The organism is Paenibacillus sp. FSL H8-0175, from assembly GCF_045040615.1.
Classification (GTDB): Bacteria; Bacillota; Bacilli; order Paenibacillales; family Paenibacillaceae; genus Paenibacillus_AQ; species Paenibacillus_AQ odorifer.
Genome location: NZ_CP150299.1, coordinates 4,404,106 through 4,427,648 on the forward strand (window position 1 = coordinate 4,404,106; position 23,543 = coordinate 4,427,648).

19 protein-coding genes are annotated in these 23,543 nt (G+C 42.6%); 5 read left to right on the forward strand and 14 right to left on the reverse strand.

Annotation, left to right across the window (positions count from 1 at the left end):
• Positions 1–16: 16 nt before the first annotated feature.
• The 5 genes from MHH46_RS19620 to MHH46_RS19640 all read right to left on the reverse strand — a co-directional run bounded on the left by MHH46_RS19620 (position 17) and on the right by MHH46_RS19640 (position 5,363).
• Positions 17–688, reverse strand: a complete 672-nt coding sequence (locus tag MHH46_RS19620) for a GntR family transcriptional regulator (protein ID WP_052097124.1) — start codon at positions 686–688, stop codon at positions 17–19.
• Positions 689–949: 261 nt separating this feature from the next.
• A complete protein-coding gene (locus MHH46_RS19625) occupies positions 950–2,302 on the reverse strand; it encodes a sodium-dependent transporter (RefSeq protein WP_076127152.1) in 1,353 nt (450 codons plus the stop codon).
• 250 nt (positions 2,303–2,552) lie between these two features.
• Positions 2,553–3,200 carry a FusB/FusC family EF-G-binding protein gene (locus tag MHH46_RS19630; protein ID WP_076179940.1) on the reverse strand — a complete coding sequence of 216 codons (648 nt, stop codon included), beginning with the start codon at positions 3,198–3,200 and terminating at the stop codon, positions 2,553–2,555.
• A 318-nt stretch (positions 3,201–3,518) separates the two neighbouring features.
• Positions 3,519–4,391, reverse strand: a complete 873-nt coding sequence (locus MHH46_RS19635) for a carbohydrate ABC transporter permease (protein WP_036688680.1) — start codon at positions 4,389–4,391, stop codon at positions 3,519–3,521.
• Positions 4,392–4,406: 15 nt separating this feature from the next.
• Positions 4,407–5,363: a sugar ABC transporter permease gene (locus MHH46_RS19640; RefSeq protein ID WP_036688682.1), complete on the reverse strand. Its 957-nt coding sequence runs from the start codon at positions 5,361–5,363 to the stop codon at positions 4,407–4,409.
• 144 nt (positions 5,364–5,507) lie between these two features.
• On the opposite strand from MHH46_RS19640, the gene MHH46_RS19645 reads away from it, so the two are divergent.
• The 3 genes from MHH46_RS19645 to MHH46_RS19655 all read left to right on the forward strand — a co-directional run bounded on the left by MHH46_RS19645 (position 5,508) and on the right by MHH46_RS19655 (position 10,725).
• Entirely contained in the window at positions 5,508–7,319 is a 1,812-nt protein-coding gene (locus MHH46_RS19645; protein WP_036688684.1) for a sensor histidine kinase, read from the forward strand.
• 4 nt (positions 7,320–7,323) lie between these two features.
• On the forward strand, positions 7,324–8,934 hold the full coding sequence (locus MHH46_RS19650; protein WP_076190807.1) for a response regulator: 1,611 nt from the start codon (positions 7,324–7,326) through the stop codon (positions 8,932–8,934).
• A 105-nt stretch (positions 8,935–9,039) separates the two neighbouring features.
• Positions 9,040–10,725 (forward strand): ABC transporter substrate-binding protein, encoded by a 1,686-nt coding sequence (locus MHH46_RS19655; protein ID WP_076190804.1) that lies wholly within the window; start codon positions 9,040–9,042, stop codon positions 10,723–10,725.
• Between the two features lie 69 nt (positions 10,726–10,794).
• Here MHH46_RS19655 and MHH46_RS19660 read toward each other — a convergent pair whose 3' ends face one another.
• Positions 10,795–11,928, reverse strand: a complete 1,134-nt coding sequence (locus MHH46_RS19660) for an SGNH/GDSL hydrolase family protein (protein ID WP_076190801.1) — start codon at positions 11,926–11,928, stop codon at positions 10,795–10,797.
• A gap of 152 nt (positions 11,929–12,080) precedes the next feature.
• Between MHH46_RS19660 and MHH46_RS19665 the strand changes: the two genes are divergently transcribed.
• The gene (locus tag MHH46_RS19665; protein WP_076190798.1) at positions 12,081–12,626 is read left to right on the forward strand and encodes a CDP-alcohol phosphatidyltransferase family protein; all 546 of its coding nucleotides are present in this window, start codon (positions 12,081–12,083) and stop codon (positions 12,624–12,626) included.
• On the opposite strand, the gene MHH46_RS19670 is transcribed toward MHH46_RS19665, so the two are convergent.
• From MHH46_RS19670 to MHH46_RS19690, 5 genes are all read right to left on the reverse strand, one after another.
• Positions 12,613–15,729 carry an ATP-binding protein gene (locus MHH46_RS19670; protein ID WP_076190795.1) on the reverse strand — a complete coding sequence of 1,039 codons (3,117 nt, stop codon included), beginning with the start codon at positions 15,727–15,729 and terminating at the stop codon, positions 12,613–12,615. The two genes, MHH46_RS19665 and MHH46_RS19670, sit on opposite strands and share 14 nt — an antisense overlap.
• Before the next feature lie 161 nt (positions 15,730–15,890).
• Positions 15,891–16,781: an AraC family transcriptional regulator gene (locus tag MHH46_RS19675; RefSeq protein WP_076190793.1), complete on the reverse strand. Its 891-nt coding sequence runs from the start codon at positions 16,779–16,781 to the stop codon at positions 15,891–15,893.
• Between the two features lie 41 nt (positions 16,782–16,822).
• Positions 16,823–17,662: a sugar phosphate isomerase/epimerase gene (locus MHH46_RS19680; RefSeq protein ID WP_076182787.1), complete on the reverse strand. Its 840-nt coding sequence runs from the start codon at positions 17,660–17,662 to the stop codon at positions 16,823–16,825.
• A gap of 34 nt (positions 17,663–17,696) precedes the next feature.
• A complete protein-coding gene (locus MHH46_RS19685) occupies positions 17,697–18,530 on the reverse strand; it encodes a sugar phosphate isomerase/epimerase (RefSeq protein WP_076190791.1) in 834 nt (277 codons plus the stop codon).
• A 15-nt stretch (positions 18,531–18,545) separates the two neighbouring features.
• Positions 18,546–19,553, reverse strand: a complete 1,008-nt coding sequence (locus tag MHH46_RS19690) for a zinc-binding alcohol dehydrogenase (RefSeq protein WP_076190789.1) — start codon at positions 19,551–19,553, stop codon at positions 18,546–18,548.
• Positions 19,554–19,758: 205 nt separating this feature from the next.
• Here MHH46_RS19690 and MHH46_RS19695 point away from each other — a divergent pair, with 205 nt between their 5' ends.
• Complete coding sequence (locus tag MHH46_RS19695) at positions 19,759–20,658, forward strand: LysR family transcriptional regulator (protein WP_076127169.1); 900 nt, start codon at positions 19,759–19,761, stop codon at positions 20,656–20,658.
• An 8-nt stretch (positions 20,659–20,666) separates the two neighbouring features.
• Here MHH46_RS19695 and MHH46_RS19700 read toward each other — a convergent pair whose 3' ends face one another.
• From MHH46_RS19700 to MHH46_RS19710, 3 genes are all read right to left on the reverse strand, one after another.
• A complete protein-coding gene (locus tag MHH46_RS19700; RefSeq protein WP_076190787.1) occupies positions 20,667–21,656 on the reverse strand; it encodes an aldo/keto reductase family protein in 990 nt (329 codons plus the stop codon).
• 210 nt (positions 21,657–21,866) lie between these two features.
• Complete coding sequence (locus MHH46_RS19705; protein WP_076190785.1) at positions 21,867–22,955, reverse strand: DUF1648 domain-containing protein; 1,089 nt, start codon at positions 22,953–22,955, stop codon at positions 21,867–21,869.
• 305 nt (positions 22,956–23,260) lie between these two features.
• Entirely contained in the window at positions 23,261–23,431 is a 171-nt protein-coding gene (locus MHH46_RS19710; RefSeq protein ID WP_340398206.1) for a hypothetical protein, read from the reverse strand.
• Between the last annotated feature and the right edge of the window lie 112 nt (positions 23,432–23,543).

The following is a 23,543-nucleotide window of genomic DNA, read 5'->3' on the forward strand; positions in this document are numbered from 1 at the left end:
GATGTCTCCCCTTTCGTTATGCTTCCAGCTTTTCTTCAATCCCTTTGATGCGATCAAGCGCAGTCGATAGACTGCTTAAAATATGATCTTGCATGGCTTTTTCAGCACCATCTTCATTTTTAGCAGCGATCATTTGTAAAATAAGATCATGTTCTTCATCCGCTTGTGTGTTCCAATCCCCATGCATAGAGACGAATCGACAATAACGAAGCGAATGATCTCTTAATTGATTCAGAACCTTCTCGAAGGTTTTTAGTTCGCTGATTTCTGACAAATAATCATGGAACTCAAATCCATATGTAACAAAATTCTGATTATCACCAAGCTGGAACGAGTGTTTCATTTTTGTAATCATCGTCGTTAAATTCACAATATCTTTCTCTGTGGCATGCTTAGCTGCACTTCTTGCAATATAGCCTTCAAGCATGCTGCGAATAAGAAATATTTCTTCAACCTCTTTAAGGGTTACTGAAGCTACCCGCAGTCTTCCATTTGGCTGTCGAACCAGAAAATCCTCGTTCTCCAGTCTCTGTATCGCCTCTCTTAGAGGTGTGCGGCTGACCCCGAGCAAGGCCGCCAAATTTTCTTCATTTACAGGTTGATTCGGTTCAAACTCGCTATCAATAATTTTTTGTTTTAATTCGTAGTAGGTATTATCCTTTGATAACCTTCGTGATCGTATCGCCATTTCTATACTGCTCCTCATCGATAATCTGTGGGGTCCGAATCCCAATAATATATTTGTATAATTGTATACAATTATTAGTTAAGAATGGATTGGTTAGTTACATTCCCTTCCATACCGTTCAAGCTTTTTTATACTATATTCCAATTATTCCACCTAGTCAAGTAGGAATTAAAAATCAATTTAATCCCCTCTTCTCAACACAAAAAAACCCTACAACCCTCAGGGGTTGTAGAGCTATTTTTGGATAAATAAATTTCAGAATTAGAAGGAAATAATCCCCGAGGTATGGAGCAGCACTAGGAACACTAGGATCGGCGCCACATAACGGAGCATAAACAGCCAAACACGGAACCAGCGCGCCTGTAGTCCAGCGGCTTCCGCTGCACCTTTCCAGAAATAACCGGCGAAGATGGTAATCAGCAGACCTCCAAGCGGCAGCATAATGTTAGAGGTGATAAAATCCAGCCCATCAAATAGAGATTTGCCACCAATCGTTAGCTCCGGGAACATCCCCAGTGACATCGCTAAAGGAATACTAAGAAGGAAACAGATCAGCGTCAAAATCCAAACCGAACGTTTCCGGCTCCAATTCCAGCGCTCCATTGTGAAGGATACAGGCACTTCAAGCAGCGATACAGCTGAGGTTAGAGCAGCAATCGCCAGCAAGATAAAGAACAAACCGCCGAAAAGCGCACCAAAAGGCATAGCCGAGAAAGCGGCTGGCAAAGCGATAAAAATCAGCGAAGGCCCCTGATCAGGAGCAATACCAAATGAGAACGTCGTCGGAAAAATAATCAAGCCTGCGATAAACGCGTATAACAAATCTCCTGCACCGATTGCGATTGCAGCGGTACCCAGCGATTGTTTTTTATCAACATAAGATCCGTAAGTCAGGAGAATCCCCATCCCGAGCGATAATGAAAAGAAGGCATGTCCCAATGCAACTAGCGCAGATTCCGCTGTCAACACTGAAAAGTCCGGTTTTAGGAAAAAAGATACCCCTGCGGATGCACCCGGTAAGGTTACTGCGCGAATCATTAACACTACAAGGAGTACGACCATACCAGGAATTAATACTTTGTTAAATTTCTCAATCCCGCCTGATACGCCAAGGATGACTACACCCGCCGTAATCAGAATGGCTATCCCCTGCCAAACGATTGGCATATATCCGGAGACAAACGAATTGAATTCGCCTGCATAATCAGTAGTGCTGAATAGTTGTCCATTAAAAGCAATCATCGAATAGTTCAGCGTCCAGCCAGCAACAATAATATAAAAAGAGAGAATTAGAAACGGCGCAAGTACCTGCAACATTCCAGCTGCAAACCAACTTTTCCCGCCTCCAGCCCGCATAAAAGAGGTCGCCGCGCTACCACGCCCGCTGCGTCCGATAGCCAGTTCTGCCAACAGCACCGGTAACCCTATCAGCACTAAACAGACGATGAAAAGCAGGAAAAAAGCTGCCCCCCCATTTTCTCCTGTAATATAAGGAAACTTCCACATATTCCCTAGCCCAACCGAGCTGCCGATGGCGGCAAAAATAAAGCCCGCGGAAGAGAAGCGTTCCTCCTTCTCCGAGAGAAGATTTTTGTTACCCTTCATTTGATTCATTATAACGCCCCGTTTTCTTTTTTAGACCTCATTATAGCTTAAGTAACAAAGCACGTCATATGGAAATTTTCTGACTATTTTTATAACCACTCGAATTTTCTGTTTGTAAACGCTTATATTATTCATTCGGCCCTTGAATCTCATTATATCCACTAATGTCGTGCCCCATTGCTTCAATGAAACGAATTGTCTATATCCTGACAATATTTTCAACGAAAAAGACTCCCACTAAGGGAGCCTTTTCTAAACATTATTTGCGGACAGAGAGAATGAACCTCTCAAGCTTAGCTGTATCGGTTATGCTCCGATTACATTCCAGATTATCCAGACATACGTATTGACCCACAGCAGAAATATTATCCGGCGAAACGTTCACATTCTTGGTCTTAACATAAAAGAATGCAAGCTCTTGATGCCGATTGCAGAACATGCAGTACCCTTTTTTGTGCGTTGGTGTGATTCTACCCTCAATACCAATGAACTGTCCTTCGTACGGATAGATAATGAATAATTTATTACTGGCAATATCTATCCAACTCAAATACGTTATGTTGCGATAGTCGATGAGTTGTAGATCAGGTACTTTCAGTTTCTTATTCTTAGGGAATAGCTTCTGAATCTGCTTCAGCGTAATCGTCGGATATGACTCTAGGTATGGTTCTAATTCACTAAGATATCTCTGGAAATCTTCTGCAGTTTCGAAGGTCGATATTTGTTCCAGCATCTGCTTGTGATTCTCCGTAAGAGAAGGAAATGCCTCAATAATGTTCGTAGCAGCACTATATCTTACAGTCTCCAAGACTCTACGATCCGCAACGGTTCGCAGGGTATGCAGAACAAATTTCGTTTGTTTCTTAATTAAGTTATATTGATGGTTTCTAATAAATGGTGTACACATCGCTTTTCAGCCCCTTATTTATATTAAAAGTTCATAAGGTGCAAAGCCCATTTATAGAAACGATAAAATTAAGTTGGGCGATATATCCATCCATCGCACCTCACGCAAAGTATCGCCCTATATTAGGCTTTGCGTGAGGAACTTCTAGCTAATGGGCATTTCAACATTAGCACTGTACCACCTCCGAGCATATTTCATGCCAAAAGTATAGCACCGTATTTTAGAAGGCGCAATTCATCTCGGGTTGCTTATTTGCATGCCATACCTACAAAAAAAAGGGAGCTACATGGACTAGTCCAGTAACTCCCTCTTTTTTGACTATTCTTTTACAGCGCCGACTACGATCCCTGTCACAAAATAACGTTGCAGGAATGGATAAACTAACAATATCGGTAGCGCACTTATGAAAATCTGTGAAGCCCGTATGGTCCGTTGAGACAAGTTAGCTACAGCTGACGGATCAAGCTTGGACATATCTGCCTGAACGATAATGGTCTGCATAAACGTCGCCAGTGGCAGCTTATCCGAATCTCTGATATAGATTATACCGTCAAAGTAAGAGTTCCAATGGCCCACCATCATGAATAGGGAAACTGTTGCAATGACTGGTAAGGAGACTGGTAAATATATTTTCAAAAAGGTCTTAAAATGTCCTGCTCCATCAATAAAGGCTGCTTCCTCAAGGTCCTTAGGTACACCACGGAAGAAGTTCAGCAGCAAAATGATGTTAAACACGGCTACCAATCCAGGTAAGATAAGTGCCATCAAAGAATTCATCAGCCCGAGCTTTAGAATCAGGATATATCCCGGAATCAGACCCCCACTGAACAGCATGGTTACGACAAAATACCAAAGATAGATATTACGCGCCCGGAAAACTCTAGTTTCCTTAGAAAGAGCATAGGCTGCAACCGTATTTACTACCAGTGCAAGTGCTGTTCCTAGTATTGTCCGCTCTACCGACACCCACAGGGATGTAAGAAAATTAGTATTGTTAAAAGTTTTTGCATAGGCCTCCAAAGTGAAGCCAATTGGCCAAAAGGTGACCAACCCAGCATTGGCTGGGGCGGACGCACTAAGAGATACCATGAGTAAGTGATACAATGGCAGCAAGCAGAGCACCGAAAGGATAGTTAGGAGCACATTATTGAATATGCTAAATATTCGATATGGAAGGGTTTTATGGTACATTTGTTGTCATCCTTTCTAGAAAATTCTGTACCCTGCAAATCTATAGGCAAGTCGGTATGAAATAACGATTAGAATTAAACTAATTGCTGATTTAAAAAGATTAACTGCGGTCGCAAAGCTGAATTGTCCGCTGAGAAGACCTTCTCTATACACAAAGGTATCAATGATATCCCCTTGTTGATAGATCAAAGGACTATATAGGTTAAATACCTGGTCAAAGTTGGCGTTCAATACATTGCCCAGTGCCAAGGTCGCAATTACAATAGCAATTGGAATAAGTGCTGGTATGGTAATATACATCGTTTGCTTCCAGCGACCTGCCCCATCCACTTCAGCAGCTTCATAAAGTGATGGATTAATGCCGGATAGCGCAGCTAGGAAAATGATCGTGTTGAAACCAAATTCTTTCCAAACATCACTGGCTATGATGGTAAATCGGAACCAGTTGCCGTCCCCTAGAAAAAAGATCGGTTTTATGCCGAAAACGGACGAAATAAACTGATTCACAATCCCTGTTTGAGCTAGGATATCGATCAGAATTCCGGAAAGGGTAACCCATGACAAGAAATGCGGTAGATAGACGAGTGTTTGAATCGATCTTTTAAGGCCCATATTCCTTACCTCATTAAGCAACAAGGCGAATATAAAAGGAATAATCAGGTTCAAAACAATTTTGGAGCAAGCAAAAAACAGTGTGTTCCAGGTAATTTGCAGGAAATAATCGTTCTCCCACATGTACCTAAAATGTTTAAGTCCGACCCATTCGGAATCAAAAAATCCTAATGCAGGCTTATAATCCTGAAATGCCATGAGTATTCCTGACATGGGGATATAAGAAAAAATAAAAACCATAATTGCCGCTGGTAATACCATGAAGTGGAGCACCCATGGTTGTTTATAGCCTTTTTTTCTTTTTCTTTTTATACTTGGTTTATTTTCCAGGCCTACCTGCTGTATTGAATTAGCCTCCATAGCTCTCTCCTGTTCCCAAAAAAAATATTTTGTGTGTGATGGGGATCTCTGCTATAAATAGTATCAGGCGTTTCTCAGGTTTGACTATATAACATTGTTAGGCTTGATATGGTTTTATTAGGACATCATCTGGAGGGTACATTTATGAATATTTGGAAGCGCTTTACATCCTTGAGAGAATTAACACAATCCCGGTTTAGTTTGTTTGCCAAAATAAACTGCCTGATCATACTCTTATTCATCCCCATCATTATCATGTATACCTTTTCAAATAACGTCACATACGATGTTGTAAGCAAAGAGCTGCAGGTGTCCAATACGAAGCAGCTCACTTTTCTGTCCAGTCAAATTGATTCGCGTATTAATCAGATGATGGACTTCACCCTTATCCTTTCTAGAGATCCCAATGTCAGAGCCTTCAACGGATTAAACATTTGGGCTGATCGATATGATCAGATGCAGACCCGGTATGTCATTCAGGAAAAGATGGTGCTTCAATCCGGGGTTGCAGATATTTGGCCTGCCAGATATGCCGTACATTCACAGCAAAATAAAGATGTCATCTCCAACTACAATCGAGCATTTGGGTATGATGAGGATTACTTAAAAAGAAATATGAGTGGAAAATGGACGTATGGCGATCACAGCTTGGAATCTAAAGACGAGTTAAAATCCTTCTACTGGTTCTATACAGATTCCTTAGCTCAGCCGGGGATGTTGACGGGAAGCAACTTGGTGATTGAGGCCAGCTTCAGTTATGAGAATATTCAGAACATGCTGGATACGTACAAGGAAGGTGGACAAGGTGATCCTTTTCTCTATCATAAAGGGAACTCGCCAATTCTGAATCGCAGTGCGGACAAGCAGCTATCTGAAGAACTCATTCGTTACCTGGATAAACACTCACCTGAGAATACTACCCAGGATGTAGTCAAACTCAATGGCAAGAACTACTTGGTCAGCTCTGTGAAGTCCTCCTATTTGGATTGGAATTTAATAGATGTTGTCCCTCTATATCAAATTCTAAAACCCATTTCGCTCAGTCAGGATTTGTTCTATATCTCGATGATTTTGCTGTTTGTTATGGGAATTTCCGCTTCCATATTACTATACAGAAATGTTCAATATCCTATCAAAAAGCTAATTAAAGGCTTACGGCGCGTGCAGCGTGGAGATTATTCTGTACGTCTTCATAATGAAGGCCGGAACGAGTTTTCGTTTCTATTCCATCGCTTTAATGATATGTCCCATCAAATTCAAGACCTGATAGAGAATGTGTTCAATGAGAAAATCCGTGCCCGCGAAGCTACACTTAAGCAACTGCAGGCGCAAATCAATCCACATTTTCTCTATAACTGCCTTGGTTATATTATCAATATGGCCCAAATGAAGGATGAGGACGCTGTCGTCTCCATGGCTTATAATTTAAGTGCTTACTACCGTTATACTACCCGAATGGAACGGGAAACCGCGTCACTGGATGAAGAAATCAAGCTGCTCGTCAACTATTTGGATATTCAAAAGCTGCGCAATGCCAGAATTGATTATCATATCGAAATCCCTGAGAACATGTTAAGCCAGTCTGTGCCACGTCTAATGCTACAACCTATTGTGGAGAATTCAGTCATTCACGGAGTGGCAAAATCGTATTCATCGGGTGAGATCAGCATTAGTGGTGAGATTTCGAACGGCTTCTGCAAGATCTACATTGATGACGACGGACCTGGCTTGAATCCGGAGCAGCTGGAAGCTTTGAATCGTAAAATGCAGGAGCCATTGCAGGAAGAAATGGGCTGCGGGCTCTGGAATACGAATCAGCGGATCATGCACCTGTTCGGTAATCAATCCTGTCTAACCTTTAAACCATCCCCTCTTGGAGGTTTCCGAACAGAGATTATCTGGGAAATCCCTACGGAGGATGAATATTCTAAATTTAAGAATCATCAAGGAGAATAACAACATGCAAATGATTATAGTAGACGATGAAGCACACTGGGTAGATAATCTTGCCATGACTAAACCCTGGCATACGCTAGGCATTGAACAGGTGCATAAAGCGTATTCAGCACGTGAAGCGCTACAAATTATCGATACCAACCCTATTGATATTGTGATCTCGGATATCCAAATGCCCGAAATGACGGGAATTGAATTAATAGAGCGGATAAGAAAACGTGATAAAAAGATCAAATGTATTATTTTATCAGGCCATTCGGAGTTCGATTACGCCAAAAAAGCACTTCAGCATAATGCCGTCGATTACTTGCTTAAGCCACCTACCGATGATGAAATTATCGGTGCAGTCAAAACTGCCATCGAGCAATTGAACACAGAATGGGAACTTATCAGTTCGCTTAAGCGAACCCAGTTTACCCTACGGGAAAATCTGCCGCTTTTACGTGGTCAACTGCTGCTTGATGCCTTGCAAGGTCATCAATTTCAAGCTGGCGAATGGGAACGGAAGCTCGTAACTTATGATTTGCCCTTCCATTCTGGCGATTGCGCTTTGATGCTTGTACGCATGGAAGAAGAATTTAGCCATTATAACAATAATGATCAAACCTTAATTGAATATGCCATCATCAATATGGCTGAAGAGATTATGGGTGAATTCATGCAGGTCTGGGGCGTTAAAGAGGAACATGGATATCTTGTGTTTCTGCTTCAGCTTAAAGAGAAAGGATCCGACATCGGCAAAGAAACCATCCTAGAAAAGCTTTCTTTACAGCTTCAGTATAAGGTTAAGCAATTTCTGAAAGGTTCCCTGTCCATAGTAATCACCGAGTGGTTCCAGTTTCCCGAGAAGGTGTCGAGCCGTTTCCGTCAGGCTACAGCTTATTTCCGGCAGATCGTGGGAGACGAGCGCGAATTCGTAATGCGGGTCAGCGAATTTGAACCTTCCACTACCCAAGGACCTTTGGATGCCCTTTACACCCCGCCGACACTAATACACCTGCTTGAAAGTGGGCATTGGGATGCTGCGCAAGAGAAACTACTCGCTGTCTGCGCGGAGCTGGATGAGAAATGGTCTGAATCGTGGGAGCATTGCATGGAGGCCGGTTTTTTAATCACTGCATCCTTCACGAATCTCGCACACCGAAATGGGCATTCTCTAGCTAACTTAGCGGGAGACGATCTCGGTTGGTTGCAAAGCGGTGAAGCGTTCTCGACCATCGGTAAACTTAGAAAATGGTCCCTGAGCATTCTGAGCAAATTGAAAGAGGGAACGTCTAACGAAATTAAAGACATCAGGTCTGAATATGTGAAAAAGATTCAAGATTTCACAGACAAAAACCTGCATTTAGATGTTTCATTACGGGTTCTGGCTGACCATGTAAACCTCCATCCGACTCATTTATCAAAAATTTATAAGATTGAAACGGGTGAAGGAATAAGCGATTATATCTCGCGCCTGCGCATGGATCGCGCCTGCCATAAGCTGAAGACTACCTCTAAAAAAGTCTATGAAATCAGCATGGAGATTGGCTATATGGACCCTGCTTATTTTATAAAAGTGTTCAAACGACAGTTCGGAGTAACGCCGCAGGAATTTCGAGACAATAATAAATAGCATGATAGAGTCCTATCGAAACTAAAAATCTCATATAGATGCCATCCCCGACTAGTTGTTAAAGTTACACTTGTAAAGATCATACACAGTAGGGGGAATTAAAGAATGATCAAGTTCAAAAAAATGTGGTCGTTGTTAACGGTCACAGCACTTATCACACTCACAGCCTGTGGCAGTGGCGGCGGAAATAATGAAAACGCCAAACAAAACAATACCACATCGTCTGAGACTAGTTTATCTGAAGCAGATGCTGCTTTTGAAAAAGGTAAATACGATCCACCCATCGAGTTCAGTTCGGTATTGATGCCGAAGAAATATGTTCAAGGTGATACCAAAGAAAATAATGTTCACGATCGCTGGATGCTGGAAACACTGGGCATGAAGCATAAAGATACTTGGTATCCTGCCAATGACGATCAATACAGACAAAAGCTTCAGCTTGCCATTGCTTCTGGCGAAAAGCTGCCTGACTTCGTTTCTGTACCAACCAATGCAGTATTGACCAATCAACTGATTGATTCCGGTCAGTTCATTGCTATCGATGAGTTGTTCGACAAATATGCTAATAAAATTCTAAAAGATCATGCTGCAGCACACCCAGAACTTTGGTATCCATTCACAAAAGACGGTAAGAAATACAATATGCCGATCCTTGAATATACTGATAATGACGATACTCTTCTCTGGTTACGTGAAGATTGGATGGAAAAGCTGAACCTTCAGGCTCCAAAAACAATCGCCGATCTTGAGAATATCATGGACAAATTTAAGAACGAAAACCCTGATGGTCTAGCACCTAAAGATGTTTTCCCACTTGCGATTTCTTTGAAAAATAATACAAACACCTGGATGGGTCAACTCGACTGGTTATTCGGTGCTTACGGTACGATTGAGGAACAATGGAATAAAGATGCCGAAGGCAATCTGGAATACGGTTCCATTAACCCTGGTGCTAAACAAGCCCTTGCTAAGCTTAGTGAGTGGATGGACAAAGGTTATATTCACACAGACTCTGCACTTTGGGATGAAGGTAAATCTGCTGAAAGCTGGACAAAAGGCGCCGCAGGTATTCTACCAGGGGCAAACTGGGTTCCAGACTGGCCGGCTCCCGATCTTATGAAAAATGTACCTGGAGCGAAGATCAAAGCTTATCCGGTTCCAGCAGGTCCAGACGGACTCATCGGTACCAAATGGCAGAACTCTGGGGTAAACGCTAGTATCATGATTAACAAAGATGCTAAGCACCCTGAAGCAATTTTCTTATACTACAACTACTTGCTTGATAACCTAGCTAATCCAGCAGCTGGTAGTGAATTTGAATACGGCTTTGCTAAAGGCTACGATTGGGACATGATTGATGGAAAACCTACTAGTGATAAAGAGAAGATTAAAGACTTCTCCAATGAGTTTCCTTTCTTAACTGGACCGGCTCGTATTCCTGATCTGTTCATGAAAACATTGGTTAAACTTGCTGATGGTGAGACACCTGTAACTCCTTATGAAAAACAAATGGCTGAGTTCCGTAAACCGGAAAACTGGGCCGCTGCAAAAGTTGTTATGTCACAAATAGACATTCGTAGACAGAACTATTTCACTGGCGCTGCGACACCAACGATGGTATCCAAATGGAATCTGCTTCGTCAATCCGAAATGGAAACCTTCAACAAAATCATTTACGGTAAGCTTCCTGTAGATGCCTTTGACTCCTTTGTTTCCAACTGGAAAGCAAATGGTGGTGATCAAATCACCAAAGAAGTTAACGAATGGTTCAAGTCTGTATCCACCAAATAGACTAAAGTAAATAAAAACAAGCCAGAGCGTGATCCTTTCGCTCCGGCTTGTTTTTTTATGAATTCCTCATTAATTTTCGCTCGCTAGAATCCCTTTCAAATACCCCGTCAACTCTTTTGCCGCTTGTTCATGAGCTAATGCTCCCGGATGACTTCTTGCCCCTATGGTCTCATCCGTCATATTTGGAAGCTGCAATACAGAAACCTGCTTGTCCCCTGTTTTCTTGCTATAAACATCGACCGCCCGGTAGATCGCTGGCATCATCGGGATACCAAGCATCCCATATGCCCATACGAGATGTGCATGTTGATTATTTTTTCTAAGCTTCAGCAGAAATTTCTCGGCGGCATCGACAAAAGCTTGTATATCATCCTCATTATAGGTCCCGTCTTCATTTAAACGTTGTTTATGGCTCTCCCCTGTTATCTCATCTTTCCATTCTGGCGATTGAAAAGCGCCCCCATCATTTGTTCCTAGATTAACTACCACAACATCTGGCTGCCAGGTTTCAAAAGAATGTTCTTGAAAAGCTCCTAAAGCTTCGTTTTTTGCTCCAGTTAGAAGACCACAAACCTGCTCATAACAATCAGGGATATTACCGTGCGGATTATTATCCCAGCTAGTAAGGACGCCCCAGCCACTTTGAGAAATAACTCTATATTCTGCATTTAAAGCATCTGCTGTCATTCTGGTATAGTTGTTGATGGCGCTAAACCACATTGGAATCCAATCTTCTTCAGCCTTGGCACCTATACTTCCTTCTCCGGATGTGATGCTGTCACCTATGAACTCTATCTTGTGGGGTTTGTCCGCAACCGGCAGGAATTTTCCATCCATCTTCACCGCATGTATCTGCAAAGAGCAGCCAGGGTCTCCACTCATTGCCTGCACATCTTTTACAATACGAATATTGTTGACAACACGATCATTCATGCCTCTAAATACACAAATCCAATACCTGCCTGCTACTAACATTTGTCTGCTAACAGGAACGGAATTGATCAGGATGCTAATCCAGGGTTCATAAACATCATAATCTGCTTCTACTTCAAGCCATAGCTCAGAACTTTTAACATTTAATTCGACCGCACTGCCTGTCCAAAATAATGTTAGTGGAGAAAGTGACCCTGTTGTTCTGCCGTGAATTTTCAGATGTTCGATATCAGCTAATGTATGTACCTTTAAGTTTGTATTCTGCTTCATAAAATCCCTCCTTATTTACCGCTAGAATCCTAATCTATACTTCTACTTCACTACTTCTTCAATACTATCTTATAATCCTTTTCCAAATAGCATATACTCTTCCTCTGGTACAATAGAATTAAATGAGGTCATGAACAAAGGTGGGATTGAAGTTGAAAGTTATACCTAACTGTATTACACTTGGCAGAATTATTTTGGCAATAATGCTGTTATTCTTCGAGCCGCTAAGTTCGGCCTTTCTTGCAATTTATATCCTTTGCGGAGTCACCGATCTGATAGATGGTCCAATTGCCCGAAAATCAGGCACAACAAGTCATCTCGGAGCAAAGCTGGATTCCGCTGCCGACACGATACTAATCGGGATCTGCTTATTTACTTTGTATCCGTATCTGGGTCTTACCCTCGAATTCATCCTATGGATCTTCTTGATCGCGGCCATCCGCATAACATCGACAGGGATTGCCCTCCGCAGATTCAAAACTTACGCAAGTATCCATACCTACGGCAATAAACTCACCGGGCTTCTCTTATTTGTAACTCCTATATGGCTTTCCCATAGTAACCCCACCATTTGGACAACCATTGTCTGTATAGTTGCAACCTTATCCGCCGTGGAAGAATTGATCATCCAAATCACATCCACTCAATTACAGCTGGACAGAAAAGGATGGTTTTATAACCCTCCTAATCAGGAATAATGAAAGATACCGTAGTTCCCACCCCAGGAATACTTTGAATCTTCAAGCCTTGTCCATATAATTGTGTTAATCTCCGATCTGTATTAAGGAGTCCAATTCCTTGATCCTTAAGACTTTTTGGTTGCAATAACTTACTGACTTGAGCTTCATCCATTCCAATCCCCGTATCAGCAATGATAAAATGAACAGCCTCCGCATGTGTCTCGATGTGAATACGCAAGGTTCCACCTTTTGCCCGACTTAAGATCCCATGCCGGACGGCGTTCTCGACCAGTGGCTGAATGGTCAGCGGAGGAATTAGAAGCTGTAGATTCGCGTCTACCTCCCATTCAACCTGCAGCCTCTCCTCAAAACGCTGCTGCTGGATATATACATAATTCTCGACCAGCTCCAGCTCTTGCGACAGCGAAACAAGTTTGCCTGCATTTAAGAAGTCAAAGCTGATCCGCAAATAAGTAGTGAATGCATCTGAAAGATCTTTCATTTTGACAGTGTCAAAATCACTCAAGGACATAATCGAATTTAATGTATTAAAGAGAAAATGTGGATGGATCTGCGCTTGTAAATAAGCAGCCTCCATTCTCAAACGATCATTGACTGCTTGCTTCATAGAAGTGAGCGACGAAGCACGATACTTCAATTCCATGGCATCTACTGGCTTGGTTACATAGTCATTAGCGCCAGCCAAGAAACCTGCATAGACATCCTCCTGCTCACTGCGAGCGGTCAATAGAATAATAGGAAGTTCATACATCGTGAACCGCTCGCGTATCAATCTTGTCAATTCATATCCAGACATGCCCGGCATCATCACATCAGCGATAACCAAATCGAACTGCTCATGATGCAACATATCCAGCGCCTCACGGGCTGAAGTCGTTGTATCAATCCGATAGGCTCCATCTGATAAAATATTTTGCAGAACTTTTAAATTGACCGAATCATCATCAACCGCCAGCACATGTATGATGTCAGAGTCTGTATCGAGCTTCGAGAGTGCCTCTACTTCCTTTGTGTTATAGGTGGCAGCCACCATAGCTGATTTCTCCGCAGTTATCCACGTACTGAATGGTGACAATGGATCCGAATCTTTTTCTGTATGAACATCTGGAATAGATGACTTCAGGCTCCCTTTAGCTACAGGTAATTTGAAGCTGAACTTACTTCCCTGACCCGGCTGCGATTGCAGCAATAATTCACTGCCATGCAGTTCGACCAGCTCCTTACAGATACTAAGCCCCAACCCAATGCCGCCTTGACCGTAAGCCCCTTGTTCATAGCGCATAAAAACACGCTTTTTCAAAGCTTCATCCATACCTACTCCTGTATCCGTAACATGTATCCATACATCCCCACCCACTTGTTCTGCGGCCAGTTCAACACTTCCCTGTTCGGTGTACTTTAGTGCGTTATGAACCAAATTAATCAGAATCTGCACCAATCGCTCCTCATCAGCATAAACACGCGGCAGATTCTCATCTATAGACATTCGAAGCTCCACCTTCGTCCCACCGGTTAAGAAACGTAACATATCCAGTACACCTTCAGCCAATGACCTCACTTGCAGCGCCTTTATATTCATCACAATCCGCTTATCCTGCAATCGCACAACATCAAGCAAGTCATTCAGCATAAGCGACATCCGGCGACTGACCATAATTAGCAATTCCATGTCACGCTGGCTCTCTTCATCCAGCACATGTTTTTTTCTTGTTAACACACTTTGGGCAATATTCATAATCCCATGCAGTGGAGTGCGCAGCTCATGTGACGTATTGGCTAGAAAACGGTCCTTTAATTTATTGGATTCCGCCAATTGAGCGTTCAGTAACACATTTTGATGGGATTGATGAAAATATCTCCTAAACCAATAGGCAGAAAATGCGGCAAGGGCAGCAATTAAATCTACGGGATAAAACATAAATTGTGAGCTACCGGCATAGTAGACAGCCCCCCACAACATATTATTTAGTACTGCTAACACTGAAAACAATAAAAATAGAGCACCTTCAGCTCGTAAGGATACCATCTTCCAAAAATAATATACCGTCCAACACACTGGAACGTAATACAGGATCATGTAATACCCTTTTCCGATGATATATAACACTGCCTCTTCAGGACCTACAATAATAAATAAAGTAAAAATGAGAACTGACAGGATGTAACTATAAAACGCCTTGCCTTTCCGTCGATTCCCCAATAGTTCTCTTCCCATCAATAAAAGGAATAAACAAAACCCTATATACGAAAGAACCTTTAACCTCAGCATCCAGGCAAAATCAACATGAAGAAACCTGAACAACAGTCCATTATGTTCAACCCCAATGGATACAGCCGCAGCGACCATCATTAGGAAAAAAATAATCAGCTCTGTTTTTCGTACATCCATCAGATAGATAATCAATAAATACAACCCATGTAGAAGAAGCATGACCCCTACGACTAGCTGCAAGCCAATGGAATTCCAGTATATAGTGTCTACCCCATGTTGAATGCCAAACTCCACGGACCGAATTATGCCCCCTTTTAGTGGAGACTCATAGTTTGACGTCCGAACAAACAGATCCAGATGCTTCTGATCTGTAGGTGTATAACTGATTAAGAATGCTTTCGTCACATAAACATGCTCTTCCTTCTCGTCAGATAACACTCCAAACCGTGAGAGGACTGTTCCATTAATCTCCACTTCAGAAGAAGTATAGATGGATTGGAACCAAAAGCTAAGTGGTTCAGACAAGGGGCGATCTAGCAGAATCCGCAAATGATAAGTTCCGTATCCATACGCCTTCTTTTGCTCAGCAGAATTGAATACAGAATTCCAGTTACCCGGCACCTGAAGCATCTGGCCTTTTAAAACACTATCCATATTGGCAGCGTTCACCCATTGTTCAGGATAAAACTCCCATTCTCCATCCAATGGAAAGGAGCTTAGTGATTCAAGGTCTACTCCCCGCAAATCGAGCACACCTTGCTCCACTACAGGAGGATTAGACAGATTAAAATGATTGTACCAGCTCCAGCGTATTGCAATCAGCAGGCAGATAAATACTACTATGTACAACATATGACTTAACTTAATTTTATTCTCCGAAGTTCTCATAGACTCCTCATTCGTCAATAGTATTTAATAGTGCTATATCCCTATCTCCAACTTTGAGCAATACAGTATGATTATACTATATTAAGAGGCCTATAGACGTATGTATTCCTATGTTCAGAGGAAAAGAATCAACCATCCCATAGAGCAGATGGTCGATTCTTTTATTGCGATTTATTGATTAAAGCTGATCGCATCGCGGCGAACTTACTAGGCATTACTCCCACATTTGTTTTGAACGTCCGACTGAACAGATGAATACTAGAAAACCCCACATCTTCGGCAATCTCCGTTAAATTTTGCTTTCCCTGAATGATTCTCAATTTAGCCTGCTCGATACGAACATGCTTCAAGTAATTATGAATGGTCACCCCAAGCTGAGTCTTGAACACATACGACAAATGATTGGCAGTCACACCAACATGACTACTGATAGATTCATTACTTAACTGCGGATCTTGATAACACTGGTGCATGTGATGAATGGCGCCTTCAATTAAAGGCCATCCTTTGGTTCTCTTCCCTTCCGTTCCTTTGGACAGATTCTGATTCCTAAAGAACAAAAACAACAATTCCAAACAGATAGACTTGTTGATTAATACCCCACCGTACGTTGGATCTAGCAGCTCTTTTTGCAGTTGCATGAATCTTTTCTTCAATTCGATTCTATCTGGGAGCTGCAGATGAGATAGCGGATAAATATCAGCAAGCTGCATTTCACTTGGCATGATATCCTGGATCCCGGGCCTAAGTCCATCCGCTTGATCCGATGAGCTTTTATCCTCGTTATCATATAAATCAAAATGAAAGATATACTGCACTAAGGGTAAAGCCGAGGTGGACCTAATTATATGGGGCAAGCATGGATGCATGAGCAGCACATCCCCTTCTCGAACCAGGAACTTCACCCCATTCAAGAAAAACTCCGCCTCTCCCTGATCTATATAGGTATACACGTGATCTTGATCCAACCATTCACCTGCTAGTAAGGAGGATTCCATGACTTTGGCTACTCGAACATAAGGGGAAATGCTGTTCATCCACGACTCATTCACCTCGAATCTTCTCCTTCTTCTGACATTTTATTGATCTTATTTTATATCCTAACCGGAATCTTTAAGTGATCTTCTACAAAATCTCGGCAGATTTCCATGGTATTGTACGGGCTATTTAGCGATTCGTCCACTTCGAGTGTCATCCAACCGGAATAATCAATTTCATTCAGCGCTTCAATAGTTGCGTGTAGATCAACAGATCCTTTGCCTAACTCACAAAAATGAGGAAGCTGTGTATCAAGTGTAGCGGCAGACCTGTCTGTCAGGTCCTTCAAATGAACATAAGCTACCCTGTCCTGATACATTCGGATGATGGATGCCGGGTCCATCCCCGCTCCGAGCAAATGTGCTGAATCCGGGGCAAGATATACCACCCGCGGATCTGTCAGGCTCATCACAATCTCAATTTCTTTCTCGTCTTGCAATTCCGTCCACAAATGCGGATGAACACATGTCTTTACCCCTAAGGCATAGGTTCTTTCCGCCACTTCATTCATCGTGGCTGCGGCAACCTTCAATTCTTCCAGCGATGAGGGTTGATCCCGGGTGCCACCTGGCCCTAGGACAAGGATGTCTGCTCCACACTTCGCTATGATTTTAGCAAGTCGCACATTGTAGTCAATGATACCCGAAGTGTTCGCGGCATTGCCGAATTTTTGCTGCTGTCCCCCAGCCGTACCTCCATACAACGCAGTCATCTCCAGCCCGTACCCAGCCAAGAGCTCTTGTAATTGTTCTGGACTTTCTTCATATTGAAGTGCAAAAGACGCCCACGGCTCAATCCCCGTGAAACCCAGTCTGGAGACTTCCTCCAACGCTTTGAAATGCGCTTGCCCCCAAGTGATGGTGTGTGCAGCGATTCTACCCTTGAACAGACTCATCCTTAACGCTCCTTCCAATGTTGGATTCGATGGGTTAGATTTCCAGTGATGAGAATACTTTATCGAAGCCTGTTTTGGAACGAGAAAATAGTTCAGATGAACTTTGTGATGAAGCTGGCGCTAGCACTTCTTGAGCGATAACGCCCTTGTACCCGATCTTTTTCAAGCTTCCCAAGAATCCGGTAAGATCAATGGATCCTTCCCCTGGATACAATCGATCGGAATCTAGCAATTCCTCTATCGGCAGAGGTTTAGCATCATTAATATGGACATACGCAATTTGATGCGGTTGTAATTTCAGCAGGTCCTCCCTCGTTAATCCATTCGTATGCCAATGATAGGAATCCAGTAACAAACCGATATTTCTCACTTGAATTGAATCCATCCAGTCCAACGTATCTTGCATCGTCCAGATTAGCGGATTTGCCCATTGTGTACGTAAGTGATGAGGACCAACGAACTCTAAGGCTAGTGAAATACCATAGGCGCCTAATATTTCTGCACATAGTCTTAAACGTCTAGTGGCTGCAATCATGAACGGTGCGACCGGAAGATCTGTCGAAGGCAAAATATAGGTACAGCATGTGGTGCAATTTAATGCAGCAGCGGCCTCAGCCATCAGCGTAAGCGATTTCAGACTTTCCCTAAAGCTTTCCTCTGTCGTGCGCCAATCTACCTCTAAACCAAATGATCCTAGCATGATGCCATGACTTTCCAGTAATTGGATGGCCCCATCCTTGCCATACTGCTGTACCAACTCTAATGGATTGACGTCTATGGCCTGAAACCCGAATTGGCTCGCAAGTCTGATATATTCTTCATTAGAAGCAATTTCTCCCAAACCCGCTGTTGTTAATCCTCTTATCATCGTCGTTCTCCCCCTTTATGACCAATCAAACAGTACGCCATTATACTGATCTTTGTTGGTTCTTAATCCCTCATAGGCTTCGCTAGCTTGCTCCGGCTTGATGACATGGCTAATCAAAGGTTCGATGTGCAGCTTCTGTTGTTGCATAAGCTCGAAGACAATGCCAGAATTACGCACCAAGGAATGTTTCACAAACGAATTAGGCTCTGTTGGATAACGCCATTCGTGAGCACCTTTAAATGTAATGCATCCCCGGTTATACAGATGACAGTAATTAAGCACATCCGTAATATCTGTATTGTATTCTCCACGCGGGCTGCCCAAAAAGATGATTTCTCCCTGTGAGCCGATGTATTGAAGACTATCAACTCCAACTTTGGAAACACCGGTTGCCTCAATATGACTGGAAACACCCTTGCCCTTAGTTAACGTCATAATCTGCTCTTTCATCAATCCTTCGCCACTGTCCAGTGTGTAATCCACACCGCATTGACGCGCGGTCCGCAGCCGTTCTTTGGACAAATCCATACCAATTACCGTAGCCCCCTGCAAACGCGCCAATTGAGCTGCAAGATTGCCTACCAATCCAAGACCTGTCACACTCACTTTGTCTCCAAGTTCGATATCCGACACACGTATCGATGTAAAAGCTACCGTAGCCATCCGGGTAAACGGTACCCATTTCAAGTCTAGCGCATCCGGCACTCGAATGAAAACATCCCTAGCTTCAACCACTTGATATTCGCAATGAGTTCCGTAATGAAAAACCACATCGCCCGCTTGAAATTCCTGAACACCTTTACCACATTCTACGATACGACTGACGCTTGCATAACCTGGACACAGCGGGAGTTTTGCCCAATCCTCTTTGCCAGATAACATTGCCATCTCCGTTCCCGGACTAATCAGCGAATAAATCAATTTTACGAGTACCTCATGGTCACCTAAAGCCTTAAGTACAAGCTCCTCTTCAACCGTTTCCACATGGTGTGGGCTCATAAACATTATCTTTCTATTTTTCATCCTCATTACCTCCCATGATCCTCAAACTTTCTATTTAAATGTATGCGTTTTTAGACATCATGTCTTTGACTGCAAAAATGTTTTTTTGTCTAAAAGTAAGATGGGAGGTAGAGTTTAAGTGAGGAGACGACATGTCATTCCTTTCATTTTCGTTCAAAGATCCTTATACTTGCTTGGAGAAGCATTTCAAGGGAGAATGAAAAATATGGACATAAAAAAATTACAATACTTTATCGCAGTAGCAGAGGAACTGCATTTTAACCGTGCAGCTGAGAAGCTAAATATGACGCAGCCTCCCTTAAGCCAGCAAATTCAAGCTCTGGAGAATGAGATTGGTGTGAAACTATTAGAACGGAATAAAAGACAAGTTCGTCTCACGTCAGCGGGGGCGGTATTTCTAGAGGAGGCTAAATCCATTTTATCTCAACTGGAACGCTCTATTAAAACAACACAATTAGTCGATCAAGGAATTATCGGACATTTGAACATTGGATTTATAGATTCTGCAGCTGGTGGAGTACTGGTTGATATGTTAAAAATGTTTCGGGAACGTTATCCTCAAGTCCAACTCACATTACATGAGATGACGTCTGCTCAGCAGTGGCAGGCTTTACATGAAGGAACGATTCACATTGGATTTGTACGTTATACAGAGTCGGGCAAACATATCGAGCATCGTCCCTTAGTCAATGAATCGCTTATTGCCGTTTTGCCAGAGCAGCATCACCTAGCTCATTTACCGGTGTTATCCATTCGCTCTTTAGCTTTAGAGCCATTTATATCGTTCCCACGTCATTTAGGAGCTCCTTTTCATGACCTCATTATGAGCTTCTGCGCCCAACACGACATGTATCCGAATGTTGTACAGGAAGCCATTCAGATGTACACCATTGTAAACTTGGTAGCTGCTAATCTTGGAGTTTCCATTGTGCCCTCATCAGTTGCTATTTTTCAGCGTGAAGGTGTCGCATTTCGTCCCTTTGAAGAAAGCACACCATCGATTCCCCTTTATGCCGCTTGGAGAACCGATTGCGATCGTGCCTCCTTATCCGCGTTACTAGAGATCATAGGACAAATGAGTTCAGAAGCTATTAATGGTGAATAATATAATATTCAGCCCGTTTTTCTAGGATCACGTTCAACGAGTCCTTCTAGCACCCTATCGATTTCCAACATCACTTCCCTATCCAGACGAACTCCCGCAGCTTTGGCATTTTCTATAACCTGCTCAGGTTTGGATGCCCCAATAATTGCAGATGAGACTTGTGGATTTTGCAACACCCATGCTATAGCCAACTGCGGAAGCGTCAACCCAACTTCACTGGCGATGGAAGAGAGATTCGAGACCGCCTCAAGCACCACAGTCCGAAGCCACTGACCCGCCAATTTATTCATAAATGGTGAGCCCGCAGCTGTTGAAGCACGAGAACCCTCTGGCAATGGTTGACCTGGCATATATTTGCCTGACAGAATCCCTTGAGCAAGCGGCGACCAGACCACCTGTCCAATCCCTTCCCGCTCACAAGCTTGAACTACCTCCGTCTCCATCACGCGCCATAACATCGAATATTGAGGTTGACTAGCCACCAATGGCACCTTCAATTCCCTCGCCAAAATAGCACCTTCTGCTATCTGATCCGCCGTCCACTCACTTATCCCGACATAGAGAACCTTACCTTGACGCACCAGATCCGAAAAAGCCAAAAAGGTCTCTTCAAGGGATACTGATGCGTCAAAGCGATGCGCATAATAGATATCAATATAATCGGTCTGTAATCTGTTCAGTGAAGCATGGCACGCCTCCATAATATGCTTGCGAGACAGACCTCTTGCGTTACGTCCCGTCCCTGTGGGATGGCACACCTTGGTACACAATTCGATATCAGCTCTGTGCACTCCTTTTAATGCTTGGCCCAGCACCATCTCAGCTTTCGTATCGGAATATACATCTGCAGTATCAAATGTTGTGATCCCTACTTCCAATGCAGCGCGAACACAAGCATGGGCAGTATCATTGTCCACTTGAGCACCATGTGTAATCCAATTACCATAAGCAATCTCACTTAGATGTAAGCCGCTCGTTCCTAATTTACGATAGTTCATTTTATACCCTCCTTTAGATAACAATCTGATTGTAACAAAGAGCTATTAATACGAGAAATACTCTTTAATATACGGTTTAATTCAAAAAAAATATTACTGAGATCCTTAAAGATAATAAAAAACGCCCTTTAGGCGTTTTTTTCGGTACATATTCTGTTTCGAAACTCTAACTTCGCCTATACTCCGGTGAGTATTAACCTCCAAGCCTTGTTACCGCACCACAACTAACAGTACAATAATTCCGAGCCAAAACAGCCAGCTTACTGGGTGACCGAAATTTAATCCCCAGCCGACTCCGAGCCTTTTCTTGACGATTAGGTTTGGATCTTTGCGATTGAAATAAATCATACCTAATCGCCATTTATCATCGTCATGGACAGGTCTGACATTGGAGCTATCGGCAGATCGCTCCAAGCGGCTTTCGCCCTGACCAGCCCAGAACGTTAAGGCCAAGGCGTATAGGATGACAAGGGCTATTATGATTAGGATAATAGGGATAGCGAAACTCATGTTAAGCAGAGATATCATGTTTAGTTGCACGACGGAAAACAGGATAACTATTAAGAAGCTTGCTGTAAGCATAAAATATGACCAAGTACGGCGGTAAGCTGCGTCTTGTCTGATGGAACGGTTAGGATCATTGGGTTGAACCTGCTGCTTTACTCTGCGAATACTCCAATTCTCAAATATGAACAAAAGTGTTATGAACACTTGCATGATCGTAGGCATAAACACAGAACTAAAAGATTTAGCTGCATAGCGGTCTACGTTCCAACTGCTGTTGTAATGGATCGGAATCTGATCAGGAATCAGATCGTAGTTGCGCAGCACAGTTACAATACTAACAACAGTAATTAAAACATGAATGAGGAACCAATTATTAGATAAGCCAATGTTTCTTTTCCGAAATCCAGTGTCCACTGTCATGATCGATGGTTCCAGAGCAATAGGCAGCATAGGTAGTAAACTTTTCATTTTGAAATGATAGCTAATGTTTATGACTAGGGAGATTACGACCATGGCGAGTGAATAAGTGACAATGATCCAACTTTGTTGCTTGGAATGTTCATCACCGTATATTAGACAGAGGATACAAACAATGAATAGGATGGTATGCACGGTAGCACTAATCCTAGCATATGACTTCCGCATCTGGCGCAGAGGCTCACTATGGAATTGTACAGGGCTGACGGTGACCCCAAAACTAATCGTCTCTCTTGTTAAATAAGGCATGCTTAGCATGAGTACAATGGCAGGTACAAATACAAAGATCATTACTATAACAGGCATTATCGTCATATCATTCGCCTCCTCTTATACATAAGTGTGTATTTAAAAACTCTATAACCCTTATAGCATAGGCGATTCAGCGCTATGCCTTTTTGCGTATGATGATCCTATTAACTTAGGATAGGTGATCGACTTGAACATAAATTTTATTATAATCGATTTTAGTGACTGTAGGGGTGAAATTAACAATTTATCCAGTTTTTTTGCTGCGCAAAGCTACTCATCTGAAAACTGAATTATGGCAAGTACATCTGTTTGAAATTCTGTGTAGGTAAAGGACTCGCCTCGTATCTGCAATGGTGCGGATCACTGCGTCAGAGTATAAATAAGTCCGTCCATGCAGGAATCATTGGTATGAAAATAATTCCGATTTTTCGCAAAAAGTTCTTGAACGGTTTATCATTCTTCTTTTTAAGCTGCCCCTTCATTTGTGCACTTTGTGCTTGTAATTGCTCAGCCGAAGTCGCTATTTTCCTAATACTCATTTGACTATATTGAGCAATCTAAATTTTGTATCACTTCTATGATTCCACACGTTCCTTTTATTGACGAATTTTTCTTTCAATATTAAACTATAAATAAGAAATTAAATTCCAA

Coding starts and splice junctions, on each gene's coding strand:
- MHH46_RS19620 (WP_052097124.1), bottom strand. CDS start 688: ATGGCGATACGATCACGAAGGTTATCAAAGGATAATACCTACTACGAA.
- MHH46_RS19625 (WP_076127152.1), bottom strand. CDS start 2,302: ATGAATCAAATGAAGGGTAACAAAAATCTTCTCTCGGAGAAGGAGGAA.
- MHH46_RS19630 (WP_076179940.1), bottom strand. CDS start 3,200: ATGTGTACACCATTTATTAGAAACCATCAATATAACTTAATTAAGAAA.
- MHH46_RS19635 (WP_036688680.1), bottom strand. CDS start 4,391: ATGTACCATAAAACCCTTCCATATCGAATATTTAGCATATTCAATAAT.
- MHH46_RS19640 (WP_036688682.1), bottom strand. CDS start 5,363: ATGGAGGCTAATTCAATACAGCAGGTAGGCCTGGAAAATAAACCAAGT.
- MHH46_RS19645 (WP_036688684.1), top strand. CDS start 5,508: ATGAATATTTGGAAGCGCTTTACATCCTTGAGAGAATTAACACAATCC.
- MHH46_RS19650 (WP_076190807.1), top strand. CDS start 7,324: ATGCAAATGATTATAGTAGACGATGAAGCACACTGGGTAGATAATCTT.
- MHH46_RS19655 (WP_076190804.1), top strand. CDS start 9,040: ATGATCAAGTTCAAAAAAATGTGGTCGTTGTTAACGGTCACAGCACTT.
- MHH46_RS19660 (WP_076190801.1), bottom strand. CDS start 11,928: ATGAAGCAGAATACAAACTTAAAGGTACATACATTAGCTGATATCGAA.
- MHH46_RS19670 (WP_076190795.1), bottom strand. CDS start 15,729: ATGAGAACTTCGGAGAATAAAATTAAGTTAAGTCATATGTTGTACATA.
- MHH46_RS19680 (WP_076182787.1), bottom strand. CDS start 17,662: ATGAGTCTGTTCAAGGGTAGAATCGCTGCACACACCATCACTTGGGGG.
- MHH46_RS19685 (WP_076190791.1), bottom strand. CDS start 18,530: ATGATAAGAGGATTAACAACAGCGGGTTTGGGAGAAATTGCTTCTAAT.
- MHH46_RS19690 (WP_076190789.1), bottom strand. CDS start 19,553: ATGAAAAATAGAAAGATAATGTTTATGAGCCCACACCATGTGGAAACG.
- MHH46_RS19695 (WP_076127169.1), top strand. CDS start 19,759: ATGGACATAAAAAAATTACAATACTTTATCGCAGTAGCAGAGGAACTG.
- MHH46_RS19700 (WP_076190787.1), bottom strand. CDS start 21,656: ATGAACTATCGTAAATTAGGAACGAGCGGCTTACATCTAAGTGAGATT.
- MHH46_RS19705 (WP_076190785.1), bottom strand. CDS start 22,955: ATGACGATAATGCCTGTTATAGTAATGATCTTTGTATTTGTACCTGCC.
- MHH46_RS19710 (WP_340398206.1), bottom strand. CDS start 23,431: ATGAGTATTAGGAAAATAGCGACTTCGGCTGAGCAATTACAAGCACAA.